The 18,506-nt window shown below is 53.6% G+C and carries 15 protein-coding genes; 6 read left to right on the forward strand and 9 right to left on the reverse strand.

Going from position 1 to position 18,506, the window contains the following annotated elements; all coding sequences use genetic code 11:
* Positions 1 to 28: 28 nt before the first annotated feature.
* The 8 genes from AC6I7T_RS12430 to AC6I7T_RS12465 all read right to left on the reverse strand — a co-directional run bounded on the left by AC6I7T_RS12430 (position 29) and on the right by AC6I7T_RS12465 (position 11,621).
* A complete protein-coding gene (locus AC6I7T_RS12430; protein ID WP_497793768.1) occupies positions 29 to 556 on the reverse strand; it encodes a GNAT family N-acetyltransferase in 528 nt (175 codons plus the stop codon).
* Positions 553 to 1,395, reverse strand: coding sequence for a TrmB family transcriptional regulator (locus AC6I7T_RS12435; RefSeq protein ID WP_497793769.1), 843 nt, complete (start codon positions 1,393 to 1,395; stop codon positions 553 to 555). The genes AC6I7T_RS12430 and AC6I7T_RS12435 overlap by 4 nt, the downstream gene beginning before the upstream one ends.
* Before the next feature lie 105 nt (positions 1,396 to 1,500).
* Positions 1,501 to 6,195: an Lhr family helicase gene (locus AC6I7T_RS12440; RefSeq protein ID WP_497793770.1), complete on the reverse strand. Its 4,695-nt coding sequence runs from the start codon at positions 6,193 to 6,195 to the stop codon at positions 1,501 to 1,503.
* Positions 6,196 to 6,448: 253 nt separating this feature from the next.
* On the reverse strand, positions 6,449 to 7,276 hold the full coding sequence (locus AC6I7T_RS12445; RefSeq protein WP_497793771.1) for a CheR family methyltransferase: 828 nt from the start codon (positions 7,274 to 7,276) through the stop codon (positions 6,449 to 6,451).
* Positions 7,277 to 7,278: 2 nt separating this feature from the next.
* Positions 7,279 to 8,433 carry a protein-glutamate methylesterase/protein-glutamine glutaminase gene (locus tag AC6I7T_RS12450; RefSeq protein ID WP_497793773.1) on the reverse strand — a complete coding sequence of 385 codons (1,155 nt, stop codon included), beginning with the start codon at positions 8,431 to 8,433 and terminating at the stop codon, positions 7,279 to 7,281.
* A gap of 2 nt (positions 8,434 to 8,435) precedes the next feature.
* Positions 8,436 to 8,804, reverse strand: a complete 369-nt coding sequence (locus AC6I7T_RS12455; RefSeq protein WP_497793774.1) for a response regulator — start codon at positions 8,802 to 8,804, stop codon at positions 8,436 to 8,438.
* Positions 8,805 to 8,826: 22 nt separating this feature from the next.
* Complete coding sequence (locus AC6I7T_RS12460; RefSeq protein ID WP_497793775.1) at positions 8,827 to 9,321, reverse strand: chemotaxis protein CheW; 495 nt, start codon at positions 9,319 to 9,321, stop codon at positions 8,827 to 8,829.
* Entirely contained in the window at positions 9,318 to 11,621 is a 2,304-nt protein-coding gene (locus AC6I7T_RS12465) for a chemotaxis protein CheA (RefSeq protein WP_497793776.1), read from the reverse strand. Before AC6I7T_RS12465 ends, AC6I7T_RS12460 begins: the two co-directional genes overlap by 4 nt.
* Positions 11,622 to 11,739: 118 nt before the next feature.
* Between AC6I7T_RS12465 and cdd the strand changes: the two genes are divergently transcribed.
* The 6 genes from cdd (at position 11,740) to AC6I7T_RS12495 (ending at position 17,452) form a co-directional block, all read left to right on the forward strand.
* Positions 11,740 to 12,141, forward strand: coding sequence for a cytidine deaminase (gene cdd / locus AC6I7T_RS12470; protein ID WP_497793777.1), 402 nt, complete (start codon positions 11,740 to 11,742; stop codon positions 12,139 to 12,141).
* A gap of 403 nt (positions 12,142 to 12,544) precedes the next feature.
* The gene (locus AC6I7T_RS12475; RefSeq protein WP_497793778.1) at positions 12,545 to 13,903 is read left to right on the forward strand and encodes a thymidine phosphorylase; all 1,359 of its coding nucleotides are present in this window, start codon (positions 12,545 to 12,547) and stop codon (positions 13,901 to 13,903) included.
* A gap of 12 nt (positions 13,904 to 13,915) precedes the next feature.
* A complete protein-coding gene (locus AC6I7T_RS12480; RefSeq protein ID WP_497793779.1) occupies positions 13,916 to 15,178 on the forward strand; it encodes a NupC/NupG family nucleoside CNT transporter in 1,263 nt (420 codons plus the stop codon).
* A gap of 147 nt (positions 15,179 to 15,325) precedes the next feature.
* A complete protein-coding gene (locus tag AC6I7T_RS12485) occupies positions 15,326 to 16,168 on the forward strand; it encodes a purine-nucleoside phosphorylase (RefSeq protein ID WP_497793780.1) in 843 nt (280 codons plus the stop codon).
* Positions 16,165 to 16,812: a uridine kinase gene (gene udk / locus AC6I7T_RS12490; RefSeq protein ID WP_497793781.1), complete on the forward strand. Its 648-nt coding sequence runs from the start codon at positions 16,165 to 16,167 to the stop codon at positions 16,810 to 16,812. The genes AC6I7T_RS12485 and udk overlap by 4 nt, the downstream gene beginning before the upstream one ends.
* 154 nt (positions 16,813 to 16,966) lie before the next feature.
* Positions 16,967 to 17,452, forward strand: coding sequence for a DUF2062 domain-containing protein (locus AC6I7T_RS12495; RefSeq protein ID WP_497793782.1), 486 nt, complete (start codon positions 16,967 to 16,969; stop codon positions 17,450 to 17,452).
* A gap of 18 nt (positions 17,453 to 17,470) precedes the next feature.
* On the opposite strand, the gene AC6I7T_RS12500 is transcribed toward AC6I7T_RS12495, so the two are convergent.
* Positions 17,471 to 18,442, reverse strand: coding sequence for a S1/P1 nuclease (locus AC6I7T_RS12500; protein ID WP_497793783.1), 972 nt, complete (start codon positions 18,440 to 18,442; stop codon positions 17,471 to 17,473).
* Positions 18,443 to 18,506: the final 64 nt, after the last annotated feature.

An 18,506-nucleotide genomic window follows, 5' to 3' on the forward strand; every position in this document is an offset into this window, starting at 1 on the left:
TCAAAAGTCGTAATTTGCTGGCCGGACCTTATTTGTCTAGCTCTAGTTCCATCTTGAGATTTTCTCTTGGCACCGTATAACGATCGTCGTGATGACGTTCGGTAATTCGAAATCCGACACTCTCATATAGTCCTCGCGACTGCGGCAGATGATCGACAGTCCAAAGAAAGATTTTTTGATATCCCCGCTGTTTGCACCAATCCAATGCACTATGCAGAAGTGCCTTTCCAGCGCCTTTGCCGTGATAAGCGGGGTCCACAAGAAAGAAGCGCAACTGTACGCCCTCGGGTTTGGGATTCTGCCCCAGTATTGCGATAGCTCCTACAAGAACATCCTCTATGTGAGCAGAAAGAATAAGATCTTTATCGGCATCATAGCGTTCTATGAACTCACAGATGTCGCGTGCCATCATAGCCTCAAACGGTGCTCCAGATCCCCATTCCCGGGCATAGTACCTTCCGTGCAGTTCGCTAACTCGTCCTATCAGACCGGGCTCATACCCTTGATGGATTTCAATCCCGGATTGAATTGAACCGTGCACACACGAACCGTTCATTTTTTATTGCTCCTCTTTGAAGCTTTCCCGCGAAAAGGTGTGGCATTCGTCCACAGATGCTCAAAGGCGAGATTCATCATCGCTACGAAGCCCCTATTATGAATAGCTACGGCAGTAAAACTCGGTTGGCCCGCAGTAGGATCCTGCATAGAAACAAGTACCGTCTCGTCATCGAATGCCTGCATCTTTAGCGGCAATTCTGCAGAAACGCGGATCTCCACTCCCCAGTCCGCAAAGGTACTTATCCATTCTTGTAGTTCGGAATCTTCGATAGCTTCTGGATCGCAGAGAGCCCGGTATTTGAGCCCTTTGCCAAGCGGTGCGCGCAGAAACCCCCAGTTTTGATCCTTGGAAAGAATCATTGGTTTTCGAATGCACGAGTTCACACTCTTCTTTGCTGCTTCCGCAAGAGCTAAAGCTCTATGAGCAATACGCGTCGCGCCTGATAGCACTTCTACGTAGGCAAGCGGATCATTTTGCCCTCGCCCAGAAGCGTAAATTGGGGCTAACTCCGTGACGAGTTTCAGGGCCAGAGACTCCGTCTCCTTTTTCTGGCGGTCGAGAGCAGAAGCCCTCTCCTTTGCAAGCAAATCGAGGGAGATCCTGGGATCGACGGCAGAGAAACTCTTCGGAGTCGTATCGCGAGCAAGGCAAAGTCCCTTGGCCGCTAATGAACCAAGTACGTCATAGATCCGCTGACGGGGAATGCTGGCTCGTACCGCAATTTCGGCAGATCCGAGTTCGGGACGGCCCAACAGTGCCATATAGGCCGCCGCCTCATAGCTATTCAGTCCAAGTGCAATCAGAGACTGTAAATCGGGAATAGTGTCACCACTCATCAGTGGTGTCACTATATCGAGAAAAACATTCCCTAGTCAAACGTCTACTCAGACTTAGGCAAAGGACTCCTTAGGAACCGAGCTCCCCTTCCAGCGCAGGTGTTCCTAATCCACATCCGGGGAGCCTATTGGCATGGGCACTCGTCTCAGATTGAAGCCCATAGGCGCAGCCTGGAAACCGGCGTCGAGGAGATACTGCCCCATCCAATGAAGATGAATAGGCTGACCGTTGATGATCGAGAGAAAGAACCCCTGGTGCCTGTCAGCACCATCCTGCCGCATGAGTTCTTGCCCCTGATGTGCGAGAAAGTGAGCCAGATCGCGAGCAGCATTGCTCCTATCCGGCTCTTCTTGTGGCATGAATACCTGAAGAGCAGGATTATTGCGGCGCAAATAGGCAATCAAGACACCGTTCCGAAGGATCACGGATGCCCCGACACTTCTTGCCAAGGAACGAGTACTTCCTGCTTCGTCCTCCTCGGAGGCCGGCCAGCGCAGCACTGAGCCATAGAGATTGGCAGGATCGGTCGCAGCCAGCATAACCATCTCGGGTTTCTCCGGAGCTGGACTATTTCGCAGCGATCGTAAGAGATCGATTGCAGAAGGCATCGAAAATTGAGTAGCACCCAATCCAGCCACAAAATATCCACGGCGAATACGACCACTCTCCTCCAGCGCTTTCAACACGTCGTAGACAGACGAAAAGCCGCCAGGAATGTCTTCTGCCATTGCGGACTCTCGCATCAGCACTCCGTAACGATTCAGCAGCTGTTGAGCAATTGCGTGGCTTCGCTCCGTAGAACTGGCCAAGGAAGACACTGCCCCCTCAACCGCATCGGCAACTGGAAGGAGTGTCCATCGGCCTTGAGCGGTAGGCGGAGTAGTCCGTCGGGAACGGAATACAGGTAAGTTATGCTGCCGCTTCGACGAACGTTGCTGAGAAGGCCGTGCCGTATAAGCCCTGAGAGGATGAAAGGTGTCGTTCGTGACCATGCCCCGCCAGACCAGGCTCCACAAGGCATCCAGCGATTCTCCAGGATATCCGCCGCCCGCTGCCTCGTGCAACTGAGCAAAGAAGGAGGCCCCACCCTTTCGCAATAACTCAACTAACGCCGCTTCCCTCTCAGATAACGGTTCTATCTTCGGACGAGGAATCAGCAGAGTGTTCAGCCGGTCGGCTAAGTAGAGAGCAATGCGTCCGTCATGCTCGCCCAGTGGATCAACTCCACACCACACAATTTCCCCGGCAGCGATCAAGGTATCGAGATCATTTGGGGAGTAGTTGGCAATACGCGCGGGAAGTACAGCGGTTTCCAACAATGATGCGGGAATTGGAGCACCCTGCAAGCTCTCGATGGTATCGAGCAAAGCATCGAGGCCACGCCTTTTCTGAAGAACACCCTGCCAGTGCGTCTCCAAACGAGCCAACAGCTGAGGCTCAACCGGCTCGACTTCCTTGCGCAGCTTAGCTAAGGACTTTCGCCGGATCAGGCGCAACACTTCAACATCGCACCATTCCCGATGAACTCCCGCCGGACGAAACTCTCCTTCGGCAACGCGCCCATCGGAGAGAAGCGTTCGCAGAACTGTCTCCACTTGTTTGAGATCGAGACCAAAACGCATCGAGACCTCACGAACAGTAAACGGTCCATGAGTTCGTGCATAACGACGGACAAGCTCTAGAACAGGAGAATGAACATGCCCGAGAAAAGATGCCGGTAGACCGGGAGGAAGAGGAATGCCAAGAGCATCGCGATAGCGGGCTGCATCCTCAACAGCTATAAACCTCTTCTCTCCTGCAACACGCAACTCTAGAATTCGCCGTGAGCGTTGCAGGCGCTCGAGATTCTCGATCAGATCGGGAGAAGCCAATCTTCGGGCTATGTCTTCACGACTCAGATCTCCTAACCGCAACAGGAGATCATGCATACCGTCAGCCGAGCGAACCCGTTGCGTCTCCGCCAGCGATTGCAGATGCTCTTCCACTTCTGCGATCGCGTCGGGATCGAGAAGTTCGCGAAGATCGGCATCGCCCAGGAGCTCGCGTAGTTGATCTTGATCGATCGACAGAGCCTGTGCACGTCGCTCCGCCAAAGGAGCATCGCCGTCGTAGATGTAATTAGCTACGTAATTGAAGAGCAATGAAGCTGCAAACGGAGAAGGTGTTTTGGAATCGACAACATGCACGCGAATCTGTCTGCTGCCGATGTCGCGCAGAATCTCCAGAAAGGCAGGCATATCGAAGACATCCCGCAGACATTCTCTATATGCCTCAAGCAGCAGTGGGAAGGAAGGATAACGAGATGCTACCGCCAGCAAATCGTATGCACGTTTGCGTTGCTGCCAGAGAGGAGAACGTCCTTGCGCTCTGCGTCGCGGAAGAAGCAATGCCCGAGCCGCACTCTCACGGAATTTCGCAGCAAACATCGCGGTAGATCCAAGCTGCCTCAGTACAAGTCCTGCCGCCTCTTGTGCATCCAGAAGAAAGATATCCGAGTCCGGAGGAGCATCCGTATCCGGGAAGCGCAGTACAAATCCATCATCGTCCCAAAGAGTCTCAACCGGAGTTCCACCAAGAGCATTAATACGAGCCGTCACGGCCATTGCCCAAGGAGCATGGACGCGACTTCCAAAGGGAGTAAGGACGCAAACCCGCCAATCGTTCAACTCATCGCGGCAACGCTCGATAACAATCGTCTGATCATCGGGAACATGCGTGGTTGCAAGCTCCTGGTCGGCAAGAAAGCGCAGGAGATTTTCAGCTGCCTGGGGATCGAGATCGTGTTCGCGTGTAAGGCGACTGATGGCTGCATTCCGCGGCGTTGCTCTCAGCTCCCGCACCAGCTTGCCGATACGTTTACCAAACTCCAGTGGACGTCCGGCAGCATCTCCATGCCAGAAGGGCATTCTCCCCGGTTCTCCGGGAGCAGGGGTAACAAGGACGCGGTCGTGCGTAATTTCATCGATGCGCCAGGTAGAAGCGCCCAGGATAAAGGTATCTCCAGTCTTGCTTTCGAAGACCATCTCCTCATCGAGTTCACCAACCCGAATCGGCTTGCCTTCCTGGCCTGCCAGAAATACGCCATATAAGCCGCGATCCGGTATGGTTCCACCGTTCAGGATTGCCAGATGCTTTGCACCCTCACGAGGAGTAACCGTGTTGCGAACCCGATCCCAGGTCACTCGCGGTCTCAATTCCGCAAACTCATCCGATGGATACCGGCCAGCCAACAAATCGAGCACGCCGTCGAAGACTGTGCGGCTAAGTCCGGCAAAAGGCGCAGAATGGCACATTAACTGATACAAATCATCGACGTTGATTTCTGCCTGAGGAGGTGGAACTCCCTTCTTCCGCTCATACAGTACGGAGACGGGTGGATGAGAGATGGTAGCAACCATCTGCTGAGCAAGCACGTCCAGGGGATTGCGCAAAAACCTCGTCGCCTCAACCAGCCCTTCATGCATGGCACGAGTCACAGTTGCACAAGCAACCAGATCGGCACGGTATTTGGGAAAGAGGATGCCTTCACTCGCGGCCCCGACATGATGGCCGGCACGACCGATACGCTGCATTCCACTGGCTACGGAAGGAGGTGCCTCAATTTGAATGACCAGATCGACAGCCCCCATGTCGATACCCAACTCCAAAGAAGAGGTTGCCACGAGAGCACGAAGATTTCCCGCCTTCAGCTGTTCTTCAATTACAGAACGCTGCGCTGCCGCCAACGATCCATGATGAGCAGAAGCGACTTGTTCCCCAGCTAAATCATTCAAGGCACCAGCCAATTTCTCCGCTGTCCGCCGATTATTCACGAAGAGAATTGTCGAGGTCCGGGAGCGAATAATCTCCAGTAGTCGCGGGTAGATTGCACTCCAGATTGAAGTTCGCTTGGGTGATTGAGAGGCATCTCCACTGGGAAGATCTTCCTGCTGGCCGATCTTGGCCATATCTTCTACTGGAACCTCGATGCGCAACTCCAGCTTCTTCGGCTCGCTGGCATTGACTATCGTTACAGGTCTGTATCGAGGGGCATCATCGATAGGCGAAGCTTCTGTAACCCATTCCGTTTCAAGTTCCTCCACAGGATCGCTGATTACAGGAGCAGCAACGGACTCTGCGCCACCAAGGAAATGTGCCACCTCCTCCAAAGGGCGTTGCGTTGCGGAGAGCCCAATACGCTGTAAGGGCCTCTGTGCAATCGCTTCGAGACGTTCCAGCGAGACTGCCAGATGAGCTCCTCGCTTGGTCGGAACCATCGCATGAATTTCATCGACAATCACGGTCTCAACCGAGCGCAAACCAGAAGCCGCTTCAGAGGTAAGAATCAGATAAAGAGATTCGGGCGTGGTGATGAGTATCTCTGCCGGATGTCGGCGAAAACGGCTGCGTTCTTTCTGCGAAGTATCTCCGGTGCGAATACTGATCTCCGGCTCATGGACAGCCACATCATGCCGTAGAGCCATGTTGGCGATACCCGCCAGCGGAGCACGCAGGTTCCTTTCGACATCGACGGCAAGCGCCTTCAAGGGGCTGATGTAAATAACGCGGCATCCTGGTATCGAAGAAGGATTGCTCAGCATGAGTTGGTCAATACACCAGAGAAATGCCGTAAGCGTCTTTCCTGTACCAGTGGGGGCGAGAATGAGAGAACTTTCGCCTCGTGCAATAGCCGGCCAACCCAGCATTTGAGGAGAGGTCGGCTTCTCAAAGACAGCCCGGAACCACTCGGCGGTGACAGGATGAAAAAGACTAAGCGGGTCGTTAGTGGAACCTGACGATTTCGAGGATCTTGGAGCCATGGATAAACGCAACGTACAAGGCAATAGCCCGTTGCGTTGAAGATAGCAGAGGCGCGAAGGGTTTACGAATTCCCTTGGAAACACCCTTCGGAACGTGAGGCCTGGCTTCGGCAGTGCCGAAATTGAGAAGACGAAAGATGAAGAAATATTTCAGCAGCAAAAAATTCCTCACCAGATACTGGTGAGGAATGAGAGGGTAACACTTGGTACCATTTGCGGATCGGCTCTAGGCCTGCCGCTCTATTCTTTTCGATTAATTCGCTGGCCTCGGACGGTAGTAGCAGGTTCCTCCGGCCAAAATCGTGGTCCACAACTCAGGCTGAACAGGTTGCTCGCTGCTTCCCAGGAACAGGAGACCATCCGGAGCAAGCAGGCGATGCACATTAGCTAGCAGTTTGCGACGAGTCTCCATTGAGAAATAGAGCATCACGTTACGCAAAAAGATAACGTCAAAGGTCTCTTTAAACGGCAGGGGAGCAACAAGGTTCGCCTGACGAAAGTTACACATCTGCCGGATCTCCGGCTTGACCTGCCAATCCTCGCCAATGTGATCGAAGTAGCGGACCACAAATCGCGCAGGGAGACCACGGTTAATTTCGATGCGGTGATAGATTCCGTTGCTGGAGCGATGAACCATCTCCGCAGAAATATCCGTGCCTTCGATGCGGATATTCCAGCTGCCCAAGAGAGGAAAGTGTTCCCGAGTAAGCATAGCCAGGCTGTAGCCTTCTTGCCCGCTGGAACACGCCGCACTCCAGAAACGAAGCGACCTGGCAAGGCGACGCTTTTCGATCAGCTCCGGTAATAATTCTGTGCGCAGTAGTTCGAAGGGACGACTGTCACGAAAGAAACTCGTTTCGTTGATTGTCATCGCTTCGGCGACAGAGCGAGCCAAGCTGGGATTCCGGCTTTGGCGCAGAGTCCGTACTAGCTCATCCAAGCCGTTCATACCTTGGTTACGCAAAAGACGGGCCAAACGCGTTTCGAATAAATAATCCCGAGCGGGATCCAACACGTTCTCTGATTGCTCAAAGACGAGCTGACGAAGATACTCGTAATCGCTGGCCGTTGCTGCAGACATATCTATACTGCCGATTCCCGAAGCGATTGCGCTTCGCGTTGATTGCGAGAGGTACAGAGACGAATGATTTCAGAAGCTATGCCCGCCAGCGGTAAAACGCGCTGCGCTAAACCGGCATGAACAACTGCACCAGGCATCCCCCAAACTGCGCTGGTCTCTTGATTCTGGGCGAGAAGGGTTCCACCGAGCGCTCGTATCTTCCGTGAGCCCTCCAAACCATCACTTCCCATACCCGTAAGCATTACCGCCAAAGTCCCGTTTCCGTATAGCTCCGCAGCAGAGCGGAACAATACATCCACAGAGGGCCGGCAATGATTCTCGGGAGGAGTCTGGGTCAAACGTACGGAGACCTTTCTCCCTTCGTGAGGCGCATTTTTTGGCCGATCACTCACCATTTCCATGTGCCAATCTCCACGCGCCACATATATCTTGCCAGGTACTACAAGATTTCCAGGCTCCGCTTCGCACACGTGTAACGGACAACGTGTATCCAGACGCTCTGCCAGCATCTTCGTAAAGAGCTGCGGCATGTGCTGGACGAGCAATATCGGCAGAGGAAAATCTGCTGGAATATTCGGCAACACAATATCGAGGGCTGCCGGACCTCCAGTTGAAACTCCTATCACCACCACGGTAGGCACAGCGGTAATCTGCTGCGACTGCGGTTGTGGCTGAGATGGTGCTACACCACGCTGCACGGGAGCAAGCGGTGAGGGCATTGCTGCTCTCGTTACGCTTGAGTGCCCGGTCAGCGCCAGAATCTTTGGAACCAGATCCTGCTGTAACCTCCGTGATGCTTCTTCCCTGCCCCCCGGCCCACTGGGCTTGGTGACATAGTCGGAAGCGCCACGTGCAAGGGCCTCGATGGTAACGCTGGCACCATGCTTCGTAAGGGTACTGCACATGATCACAGGAATCCTGCGATCCATGGAGCGAATCCGTTCCAGTGCTGTCAGACCATCCATCCCCGGCATTTCGATATCCAGAAGGATGAGATCTGGCTTAACAGTCTCCATGATCCGGAGAGCCGCCTGCCCATCTGAAGCAGTGCCAGCAATCTCGATGCGAGAATCTGCCGACAGCACTTGGCGCAACAGGCTGCGCATCACCACCGAATCATCCACTATAAGAATCCGCGCAGCGCGGCCGACCGGCATAACTAATTCTCCATGAGGCCCATCATGCAAAGTTTTTCTTCAAGGGCTTCTTCATCAAACGGTTTCATCAGGTATTCATCAGCTCCCGCATCGAGTGCCTTCAAAATGAAATCATTGTCAGCCTCGGTGGTGACCATCATGACTTTTAGATCTGAATAACCTTCCTGACGCAGGTTCTTCAGCATATCGAGGCCTCCCATGACCGGCATATTCCAATCAACCAATGCCAAATCGAAAGGACCATCGTTTCGCAAGCGATCGAGGCCGGCCTGCCCATCAGCAGCCTCATCGCATTCCACGCCTCTTTCTTCTAGCAGGCCGCGTAAATAATCTCGCACGAAGCGTGAATCGTCCACGATCAACGCACGCATACATCCTCCTGGTATCCGCGGCTCATGCCGGGAGAGCACTACTTAACCGGAGCGGGTCTAAACGCTCTGGATCCAACATAACGAGCAGACCATCCTTCAGCTTATAAGCTCCGGCAAATAGAGCTCTCCGAGAACTGTCCAATGTAGAAGGATTCGGCTCAAATTCGGTGGATGTAACGGTAATAACTTCCCCTACCGCATCCACTAAGAGGCCGTAATAACCGCTTGGCCCTTCGAAAACCAGAATATCCGGAGGGGTATCAAGAGGAGGTAAACCCAGCAACAACCTGAGTGAAACAGTGGTGAGCACATCGCCGCGATAGTGTACCAAGCCTCCGATAAAGCTGGGAGCAAGTGGAACAGCTTGTGTTGCAGATGAGCCGACGATCTCGAGAATTTGGGTAATTGGCACACCGAACAACATGTCACCAACTTTAACCGAACATATCTCTAGTAGAATTCCGGCCGATTTATCTTTTTTTCTCTTGCGACCTTCAGTTGCTACAGCTGCCTTCATGCCAAACTCTCCATCTCGTGATTCAGATCCTGACCGCCAATGCCGGACTCAGTAATCGGTAGAGGTGGAATCGTGCCTAAATCCACCACTCCTGTTACACGCTCCTTCAACAGGATCACGCCACCAGCTCGAATATCGGTGCCCGCTTCGGTCAAATCCTTACCAGCCGCAACATCGAGAACCTGCGAGACAGCTACGCCTACATGACGGCTGCCATCGCGGCAGACAACGACTGTCAGTTGGGCTTCGTTGTTGGACTCGGCGCTCAACAGTACGCCTCCCGGATCGTCGACGGGCAGAATCGTTCCGTCGAAGTTGAGTACAGGACGAGAACCGATGTACTCGATCTTCGAGAGAGGTATACGCTCGATGCGCAGTACATCTCCCAACGGAATTGCCGCCTGACGTGTTGCCGCTTCGACGAGCAGGAATTCGGCGCCCTTCTTCGTCTCTTCTTCCAGCTCCTCTTCGACGCCCTCTTCCTCGCTGGAGACGAGTCCAATGCCGCCGTGAGAAGCGATAGAGCCGGGATCCAGAATGAGTGCGAGATCTCCATTACCCAGAACCGTAGCTCCGGAATAGAGACCAATGTTCTTCAATACCGCAGACAGCGGCTTCACCACGATTTCTTCCGGATCGTCCAATCCGTCTACAACCAGTCCGAAGCGACGTCCGTCGGCATCGAGCACGGCGATATAGCGATCGCGTTCGCCCGTTTCCTCGGGTGTCCGTTGCTTCAGCATGTTTTCCAGGAAGACCAAAGGAAGCAGCTTACCGCGAAGACGGTAGAGCGGAGCATTATCGATCCACTCAATGACCTTCGCTGCCTGCTCGGCGCTCAGATGTACTAGCTCGGAAAGAGCTCCCTGGGGTAGAGCAAAACTCAAATCATTGCTTCTTACGATCAGGGCTGGAATGATGGCCAGGGTCAACGGGATACGTAGACGTATCGTAGTGCCCTTGCCTGGACGGCTATCAACTTCAACTTTGCCGCCAATCTTCTCTACATTGGTACGGACCACGTCCATACCGACGCCTCTTCCGGAAACCTTCGTTACGGCCTGCGCCGTAGAGAAGCCCGGAAGGAAGATCAGCTGGAGGAGATCACGTTCGCTCAGCTGCGAGGCGCGCTCGGCAGTAATCAGGCCGCGTTCGATCGCCTTATTGCGAACCTTGTCTACGGGAATTCCGGCACCGTCATCGGAGACTTCGATGATGACGTGGCTGCCTTCCTGGAAAGCGCGCAGTTTCAGGGTTCCTTCGGGATCCTTGCCTGCAGCCTCACGCACATCGGGCGGCTCAATGCCGTGGTCGAGAGAATTACGGACGGCGTGGGTTAGCGGATCCTTAATGGCCTCGAGCAAGCTCTTGTCGAGTTCCGTCTCCTGGCCTTCCATCTGCAGCTTAGCCTTACGGCCCAGCACCTGCGCTAAATCGCGAACAACGCGCGGGAATTTGGAGAAGACATGTGAGACAGGCTGCATACGAGCCTTCATGACCGACTCACGCAGATCGGCTGTGACCATGTCCAGACGACGGGAAAGCAACGTGAGATTGGGATCGGAACTCGTAGCCTGCAAAATCTGATTACGGGTCAAGACCAATTCGCCGACCAGATTCATCATCCGGTTCAACAAGGTCACATCGACGCGTAAGGTGCTCTCTGCCGTACTGGTAGTCGCTGTTGCAGGAGCAGAGGTCTTCGCCTTTGCTTCGACAACGGCAGCCTGCGCCGCCTTCACAGCGTCAGATACTGGGACTGCTTCCGACTCGTCCGGAGATTCTGGAGCAGCTGGTGCTGCGGCAACCGGTTCCGGGGCCTTGGGCGCTTCCACCTTCGCCGGTGGAGGAGCTGGTGCCGGAGCTGCGGCTTTAGGCTCCTCAGCCTTAGCGGCTGGAGCTGCCGGTGTTGCAGCGCCGCTCTGAGGAGTTTGCAACGAAGTTAACAGACCGATGAGTTCAGCATCCTGTCCTGTTCCCTCATTGCCTTCAGTCTCAATCAAACGCAGAATTTCACGAAGTCCATCAAGCAGGGCCAACAAGCCATTAATGGTGGCTTGATCGGCGGTCAGCTTGCCGTCGCGAAGAAGACCCAACAGGTTTTCGCCTACGTGCGCTAGTTTTTCCAGTCGCGTGTAGCCAAGGAACCCCGTGGTGCCCTTAATGGTGTGTACGGAGCGGAAGATCTCCGCAAGCAACGCGGTCTCTTGCGGCCGCTCTTCGAGCTCGGTCAGGCACCGCTCCATGCGGTCCAATCCTTCCTGGCTCTCAATCAGAAACTCTCTAGTTAACTCGTCCACTTCCTTGTTATCGGAATGGGAGTGGTGGAACTTGAGACATTACATCATCGGCTCACTTTAAATTTCCTGGCACATTAGTTGCATCCTGAGACAACCCGAAGGTAACCTCAACCTCACAATGAGCCCAGACTTTGAAGGACTGCTCTCGGCCGCCCGGCAAGTGGCCCAACATTCTTATTCCCCCTATTCCAACTTCCGTGTGGGCGCAGCAATACAGCTCACCAATGGAGCGGTCATCACGGGAACAAACGTCGAAAATGCCTCATATGGGCTGACCATCTGCGCGGAACGTTCCGCGGTGGTCAAGGCTATCAGTGAATTTGGCCACGAGATTCAGATTCAGGCAATTGCAGTGACCAATCTGAACGGCGCCTCCAGCCCTCCCTGCGGAGCTTGTCGGCAGGTTTTGAGTGAATTCATGGTCCCGGATGGTGAGATCCTTTTCACCGCAAAAGAAGGCAACTTGATACGTCCTTTCAAGGAGTTGCTTCCATATGCCTTCTATAAACACGACCTTTAGACTATTTCTCTCCGGCGAAAAATAAAGACCCGCTCGCTGTGGCCGTTCTCGCGAATGGCCACACAAAATTCAGTTTCTTTCCTCTTTAGTTGCTTCCGGGAGTAGGCAGCTATACCGTCATCCGAAACACCCGGAAGAAACAAAGACTTCGCCATTCTCCTTACTGCTTCCAAAGCACCCACACTATCTTGAGTCGGGATATCTTCAATTTACCCGGATTCTTTTCTCCGTTTTCTTGCTAGCCAGCTTGGTGCAGACAAATATTCCCAACCTAAGCAAATTCTCACTTTGCCGTTGCTCAAGCTCTTCACTTGCCGTAGTCTCGACTTTTCCATATGTCCTTGGAAGTGAGTAGTAAAACGATGCTTTATGTTTCGCAGGAAGTTCCCCGGGAGAATTTATCGTGCACGCAGTTGATCTGATTCGTAAGAAGCGCGATGGCGAGGAACTGACCCCTGAAGAGATTTCCTTTATCGTCTCCGGTGCAACAAATGGAACGATCCTCGTAGAACAGCTTTCCGCCTGGTTGATGGCTGCATGGCTTCGAGGCTTGACTTTAAAAGAACTTCAAGCCTTGACCAAGGCAATGCGGTTCTCCGGAGAGGTCTTCGACCCCTCCCCCCTCCACAAAACCACCGTAGATAAGCACTCCAGCGGAGGTGTGGGTGACAAAACCTCCTTCCTGGTCGCGCCGATTGCAGCCGCTACAGGATTAGCTGTTCCGATGATCAGCGGACGCGCCTTAGGGCACACAGGTGGCACGCTGGATAAACTGGAAACAATCCCCGGCTATAACACCCAGCTTTCTCTCCAAGAGATGTTGTCTGTTCTTCAGAAGACAGGGATGAGCTTGGTTGGACAAACGAAACGTCTGGTTCCTGCCGACAGGATTCTCTACTCGCTTCGCGACAGAACAGCCACAGTTGAGAACCCTTATCTCATCTGCGCCTCAATCATGAGCAAAAAGCTGGCTGCCGGACTGAATGCACTGGTACTCGACGTCAAGACCGGTTCCGGAGCCTTCCTCAAGAAGAAGGAAGACAGCCTCTATCTGGCTTCGTTGATGGTTGAAACGGGCGAAGCTTCAGGCACTCGAACGGTTGCGCTGGTCACGGATATGGGACAGCCCTTGGGGCGCATGGCCGGAAACTGGATCGAGATATGGGAATCGCTTGAGCTGCTACAAAACAAGCATCATCCGCTGAATCAGGATCTGTACGAACTTTCGCTACAGCTGGCAGGTTGGATGATCTACCTCGGAGGCAAAGAGCCTTCGGCAGAAAAGGGCTACGCGCGAGCCAAGGCAGTTCTTGAAAGCGGCGAAGCCTATCGCCTCTTCTGCGAAATGGTGAAATTGCACGGCGGCGATATTGCTCCCTTTGCTAATCCCGAAGCCTTCCATCGCCCAGCAGCCCGGCGGGAATTTCTGGCCACAACCAGCGGCTATCTTGTCAGCATGGACAACGGTCAGGTCGGTTGGGCTGTACAGCGCCTTGGCGCAGGGAGAGAGAAACCGGGAGAGCCGGTAGATGCTCACGCCGGCATTGAATTTCATGTCAAGCTTGGCGGGAAAATCAAGGCAGGGCAGCCAATCTGCACACTTTTTGCAGCAAGCCCGGAACAATTGGACGAACCCGAAGAGATGCTTCGCAAGGCAATCGTGATTGCCGAGGAACCTCCGACACTTCCCCCATTGGTACACCAGATCATCACCGCAGAAAACGCAACAGAGATTCGCATACAGCAATCCGCTTCACACTGAGAGGAAGAGACTTTGGGACGATTTACAGGCGTGCTCGGCCTAGCAACAATGGTTTTGCTGGCGTGGCTTTTTTCGACCAATCGCCGTGCAATTCGCTGGCGGACAGTCGCCTGGGGGTTGGGACTCCAGATCTTCTTCGCATTCCTCGTGCTTGACTTCACCGTCGGGCAGCAGATCTTGGCTACTGCCGGTGATGCGGTCAATGCCTTGCTGGCTCACACCTTTGCAGGCTCGCAGATGGTCTTTGGCATATTGGGAATGAAGAACTCCAATATGGGAGTTATCTTCGCCTTCCAGGTACTGCCAACAATCATCTTTATCTCGGCATTCTTTGCTGTCCTTTATCACCTCGGCGTCATGCAACTGGTCATTCGCCTTTTTGCCTGGGTCATGCAGAAGACGATGCGCATTAGCGGTGCGGAAAGCTTGAATGTTGCCGCCAGTATCTTCATGGGGCAGACAGAGGCTCCGCTAACTATTCGCCCCTTTCTGGCGGGATTGACCCGTTCCGAACTCATGACAGTCATGACCAGCGGAATGGCACACGTGTCGGGCGGCATCATGGCGGCTTACATTTTGAACGGCATCGAGGCCAAGCATCTGTTGGCAGCCGTAATCATGACTGCGCCGGGAACCATTTTGATTGCGAAGATGCTCGTTCCGGAAGATGGTGTACCTGCAACCGCCGGAACTGTCCAGGTACCCAAAAGCGAAGAGCACAAAGAAGAAAATCTGCTGGGAGCCATCGCCCGGGGAACTATCGATGGCGGCAAATTGGCCATGAACGTGGCCATCATGCTGATCTCGTTCCTGGCACTCATCTCACTGCTGAACGGCATTCTTGGAGGAGTACACGGCTGGTTGTGGAATCATCCGGTCCCCTTTACAGGTGGACGTTATATTCCTTTCCCTTCAAGTCTGAATACGGTTTTGGGATTCTTCTTCTCGCCAATCGCCTGGCTGATCGGAATTCCCTGGCATGACGCCGGCACCATCGGCGGATTGCTCGGTACACGTATGGCCCTCAACGAAATCGTGGCCTACACCATGTTGGGAGCGGACAAAATTGCTCTGGCCCCGCGTTCCTTTACCATCGCCACCTTTGCCCTTTGCGGTTTTGCCAACCTCAGTTCCATTGGAATCCAGATTGGAGGCATCGGCGCCCTGGTTCCCGAGCGCCGTAACGATCTAGCCAAGCTGGGAGTTCGGGCAATGCTGGCGGGCACAATGGCAAACCTGATGTCAGCATCGATTGTCAGTGTGTTAATGAAGTAGGCCCGGGAAAATCCGGGCAGTAAACGAACCAGATAGCGGGCCTTTCTCTTACCAGATAGAGGTCCGCTGTTTTTGTTTTTCACAGGGATGTCGACCAGACTTTAGCTGACCGCTTTGTCAGCTGACCCTTTAAAATAAACCAAACGAATGAAGAACCTTTTTGAGTGCGCTACCGAAGCGGCAGATTACATCCGCGAGCGAATCTCTCTCCATCCGAAGATTGCTGTCATTCTCGGCTCCGGTCTGGGAGCTATTGCCGAAGGCGTTGTCGACTCTGTCATAACCCCCTATGGCGAGATACCGCATTTCCCCTGCTCCACTGTCGAAGGACATTCCGGCAAGCTGATTATTGGAACCTTAGCGGGCGTTCCTGTGGCCGTCATGCAAGGTCGTGTTCACGGCTATGAGGGCTATGATCCGGAAGAAGTAACCTTCCCGATGCGTGTTCTGGGAAGACTGGGAATTAAAACCGCTATCGTGACCAATGCTGCCGGTGGTATCCGCCTGGGAATGCGCCAGGGAGAACTGGTCCTGATATCGGACCACATCAATTTTCTCGGCAGAAATCCAGTATCCGGCACCAATGATGTCCGTTTCGGCCCGCGCTTTTTCGATATGACCGAGGCTTATTCGAAGCGCCTTCGCACTTTGGCGCATGAAGCAGCTAAGGCAGAGGGATTTTCCTTTTCCGAAGGCGTCTATCTGGCGGTCTCCGGCCCGAGCTATGAAACTCCGGCTGAAATTCGTGCTTTTCGGACCTTAGGTGCCGACCTTGTGGGCATGTCTACTGTTCCCGAGGTGATCGTCGCCCGGCACATGGGAGTGGAGATTCTCGGTATCTCCTGCGTCACAAATCTTGCAGCAGGAGTTCTTGATAAGCCGCTGAATCACGAAGAAGTCATAGAAACCGGCCTACAGGCACAGGATCATCTGAATCGATTCCTGACGCGGTTGGTACCCCAGATTGGTCGATTGGAGCAGTGCAGGTGAACGAGTCGTATTCCCTACCGTTTCCTCCAGTCATCATTGGCGTTGCAGGTTGTTCCGCTTCAGGTAAGACGACATTAGCCCGGGAGTTAGCCCGCAGTTTGAAGGGCTCTCATTTCCATCTGGATAGCTACTATCGGGATTTGAGTCATTTGAGCTACGCAGAGCGATGTCACCAGGATTTCGATCATCCGGATGCTCTCGAATCGGAACTGCTGGTAGAACATATCTCGCAACTAGCACAGGGGATCAGTATCGAGAAGCCCATTTACGACTTCTGCACTCATAGCCGGGTTCAGGGTAAAACCGAGCTGATAAAGCCTGAAAAATTTCTGTTAGTCGATGGAATCCTTGCACTTCACTACGACGAATTGCGCCCCCATTACAGTCTGAAGGTCTATGTCGATACTCCGGATGAAGTCTGTTATGAACGCCGCTTTGCCCGCGATGTCTGCGAACGTGGCAGAACTCCGGAATCGGTAGCCGAGCAATATGCGGCAACAGTTCGTCCCATGGCAGAAAAATTTGTTCGACCCTCAGCCGTCCACGCCGACATCGTTGTGGATGGAACTTCTTCAATCGATTGGTCGGTAGAGGAAGTGATGGTCGCGTTGAACACCAGGAACCTGCTGGCTAGTGTTGGCTAGAGCGAAATCAGGGTAGATGTATCCGTAAGCCACAGAGGACTGCGCAGCTTTTCCATCACGAAAAGCTGCACTTAAGCCCCTTGCCGGATCGGACACAGTACCCCTGCTTCCGCTCTAGAAAGCCGACTGCGGTATCCTGAATCCAGTACCTCGCATGAGTCTAGTTTCCACACCGCTGTTTGCTCGCCTTCGCGATTTCCTGAGCCAGGGCATCACTCCGGAAAAACTAGCTCTGTGCCTGGCACTCGGAGTTTGCATAAGCTGCTGCCCGGTTTTCGGGATTACGACCACGCTTTGCACCATCGCGGCATTGGGCCTCCGCCTGAATCTGCCAGCGATCCAGATGGCAAATTATGCAGCTACGCCCCTGCAAGTTCTTCTTATCCTGCCTTTTATCCGGATGGGGGAAAGGCTCTTTCATAGCGAAAGACTGCCGTTATCTGCCCGCGAAATCGGAGCTCGCTTTCACGCCTCTTTTTGGGGAACGCTGAAGGCTCTATGGACTTGGGAGTGGCATGCTGTTGTGGCTTGGGCTCTCTTTGCCATTCCGATCACAGCAGTTCTTACGTTTCTACTGAGGGCGATCCTATGCCGGATGGAACCTGCCTCTCCAGCCGGACCAACCCTCACAGAAGCATAGAGTTATCCGAAAAGCCTGCTAGTTAGCCACGGGCTTGGACGTTGCCTTTGGAGCAAAGGACTCACGTGGCGGCACGGGTTTTGCACTCTCCAGCCAAGCGGTATAAATCAGATCTCTCAGCATGCTGGCACCCGAGGCCAGGCAATCCGCCGTAAACGCCCGAGATTCCGCGGTTCCGGCATCATCGAAGCCTTTTACCTTCTCAAGCTTGTAGAGCTGTTCAATATGCGTCCCAGTCTTGCGCAGATAAGCAAGGTAGGAGGTAAAGACATCATCGCTTTCCGCATGAACAGGCGTCATCTTCGGTTCGACGTCAGCGGCTTTGATATTGGCCGACACAAATGAGGACTCAAATTTCCAGTGGATACCGTGCTCAGTGGTAAATCCTTCCGGATTCTGAGGGTTAACCCAGCCGTCATAGTTCACTGTCACATGCAGTGGTTGCGCACCATCAGCAACATAGTGCCCCAGCCAGCCCGCATAAAAGATCACTGTCTGTTCGATGAGTTGGGTATCGCGATTTTCAGACTTGGCGTTGCGGTATTCGCGTAGAGCAGTCTTGAGGCGCTGATAAACCTCTGTCGTCTGCCAGGGCTGCAAGCCGATGTGATCGGGTCTCAGGTCCATCCCAGGATGAGTAAGCTGTGCGGCATAAGCCGCAGCAAGGAACTGAAAACGCTTTGAAGGCAAAGGCTTGATGAGGTCCGCCAGCTCCAGGTCGATAAAGTGCTCAGGAGCTTGTGCACTAACCAGTTCGGCCTCCAGCGGAGAACGCCAGCGATCCGGCTCCGGTCCCAGATACTCAATTTGATTGATTGCCTGTGAAGAACGCAGAAAAGCCGGAACATCCTGGGGAAGATGCGACACAGCCAGGCGATTAATCATCCGATGGCCGTCATTACCCCATCCAAACATCGGTTGTACAGCGAAACAAGCAAGAGAAAGAATTACAGCAGCGCCCCAAAGCCTGGCAGATCGTATCTTGTTCATATCTAGAGGGAGTATAACGGCTGGCCAGATCACAAGGTGAAAATCTCTAGGCTAAAAAGAAAGG

The organism is Humiphilus diazotrophicus (assembly GCF_059726315.1).

Excerpts from the sequence above, each read along its gene's own strand:
- AC6I7T_RS12485 (WP_497793780.1), top strand. The coding sequence starts at position 15,326 with ATGAAGAACCTTTTTGAGTGCGCTACCGAAGCGGCAGATTACATCCGC.
- AC6I7T_RS12455 (WP_497793774.1), bottom strand. The coding sequence starts at position 8,804 with ATGCGTGCGTTGATCGTGGACGATTCACGCTTCGTGCGAGATTATTTA.
- AC6I7T_RS12450 (WP_497793773.1), bottom strand. The coding sequence starts at position 8,433 with ATGCCGGTCGGCCGCGCTGCGCGGATTCTTATAGTGGATGATTCGGTG.
- AC6I7T_RS12460 (WP_497793775.1), bottom strand. The coding sequence starts at position 9,321 with ATGAAGGCAGCTGTAGCAACTGAAGGTCGCAAGAGAAAAAAAGATAAA.
- AC6I7T_RS12500 (WP_497793783.1), bottom strand. The coding sequence starts at position 18,442 with ATGAACAAGATACGATCTGCCAGGCTTTGGGGCGCTGCTGTAATTCTT.
- AC6I7T_RS12440 (WP_497793770.1), bottom strand. The coding sequence starts at position 6,195 with ATGGCTCCAAGATCCTCGAAATCGTCAGGTTCCACTAACGACCCGCTT.
- AC6I7T_RS12435 (WP_497793769.1), bottom strand. The coding sequence starts at position 1,395 with ATGAGTGGTGACACTATTCCCGATTTACAGTCTCTGATTGCACTTGGA.
- cdd (WP_497793777.1), top strand. The coding sequence starts at position 11,740 with ATGAGCCCAGACTTTGAAGGACTGCTCTCGGCCGCCCGGCAAGTGGCC.
- AC6I7T_RS12445 (WP_497793771.1), bottom strand. The coding sequence starts at position 7,276 with ATGTCTGCAGCAACGGCCAGCGATTACGAGTATCTTCGTCAGCTCGTC.
- AC6I7T_RS12495 (WP_497793782.1), top strand. The coding sequence starts at position 16,967 with ATGAGTCTAGTTTCCACACCGCTGTTTGCTCGCCTTCGCGATTTCCTG.
- AC6I7T_RS12430 (WP_497793768.1), bottom strand. The coding sequence starts at position 556 with ATGAACGGTTCGTGTGTGCACGGTTCAATTCAATCCGGGATTGAAATC.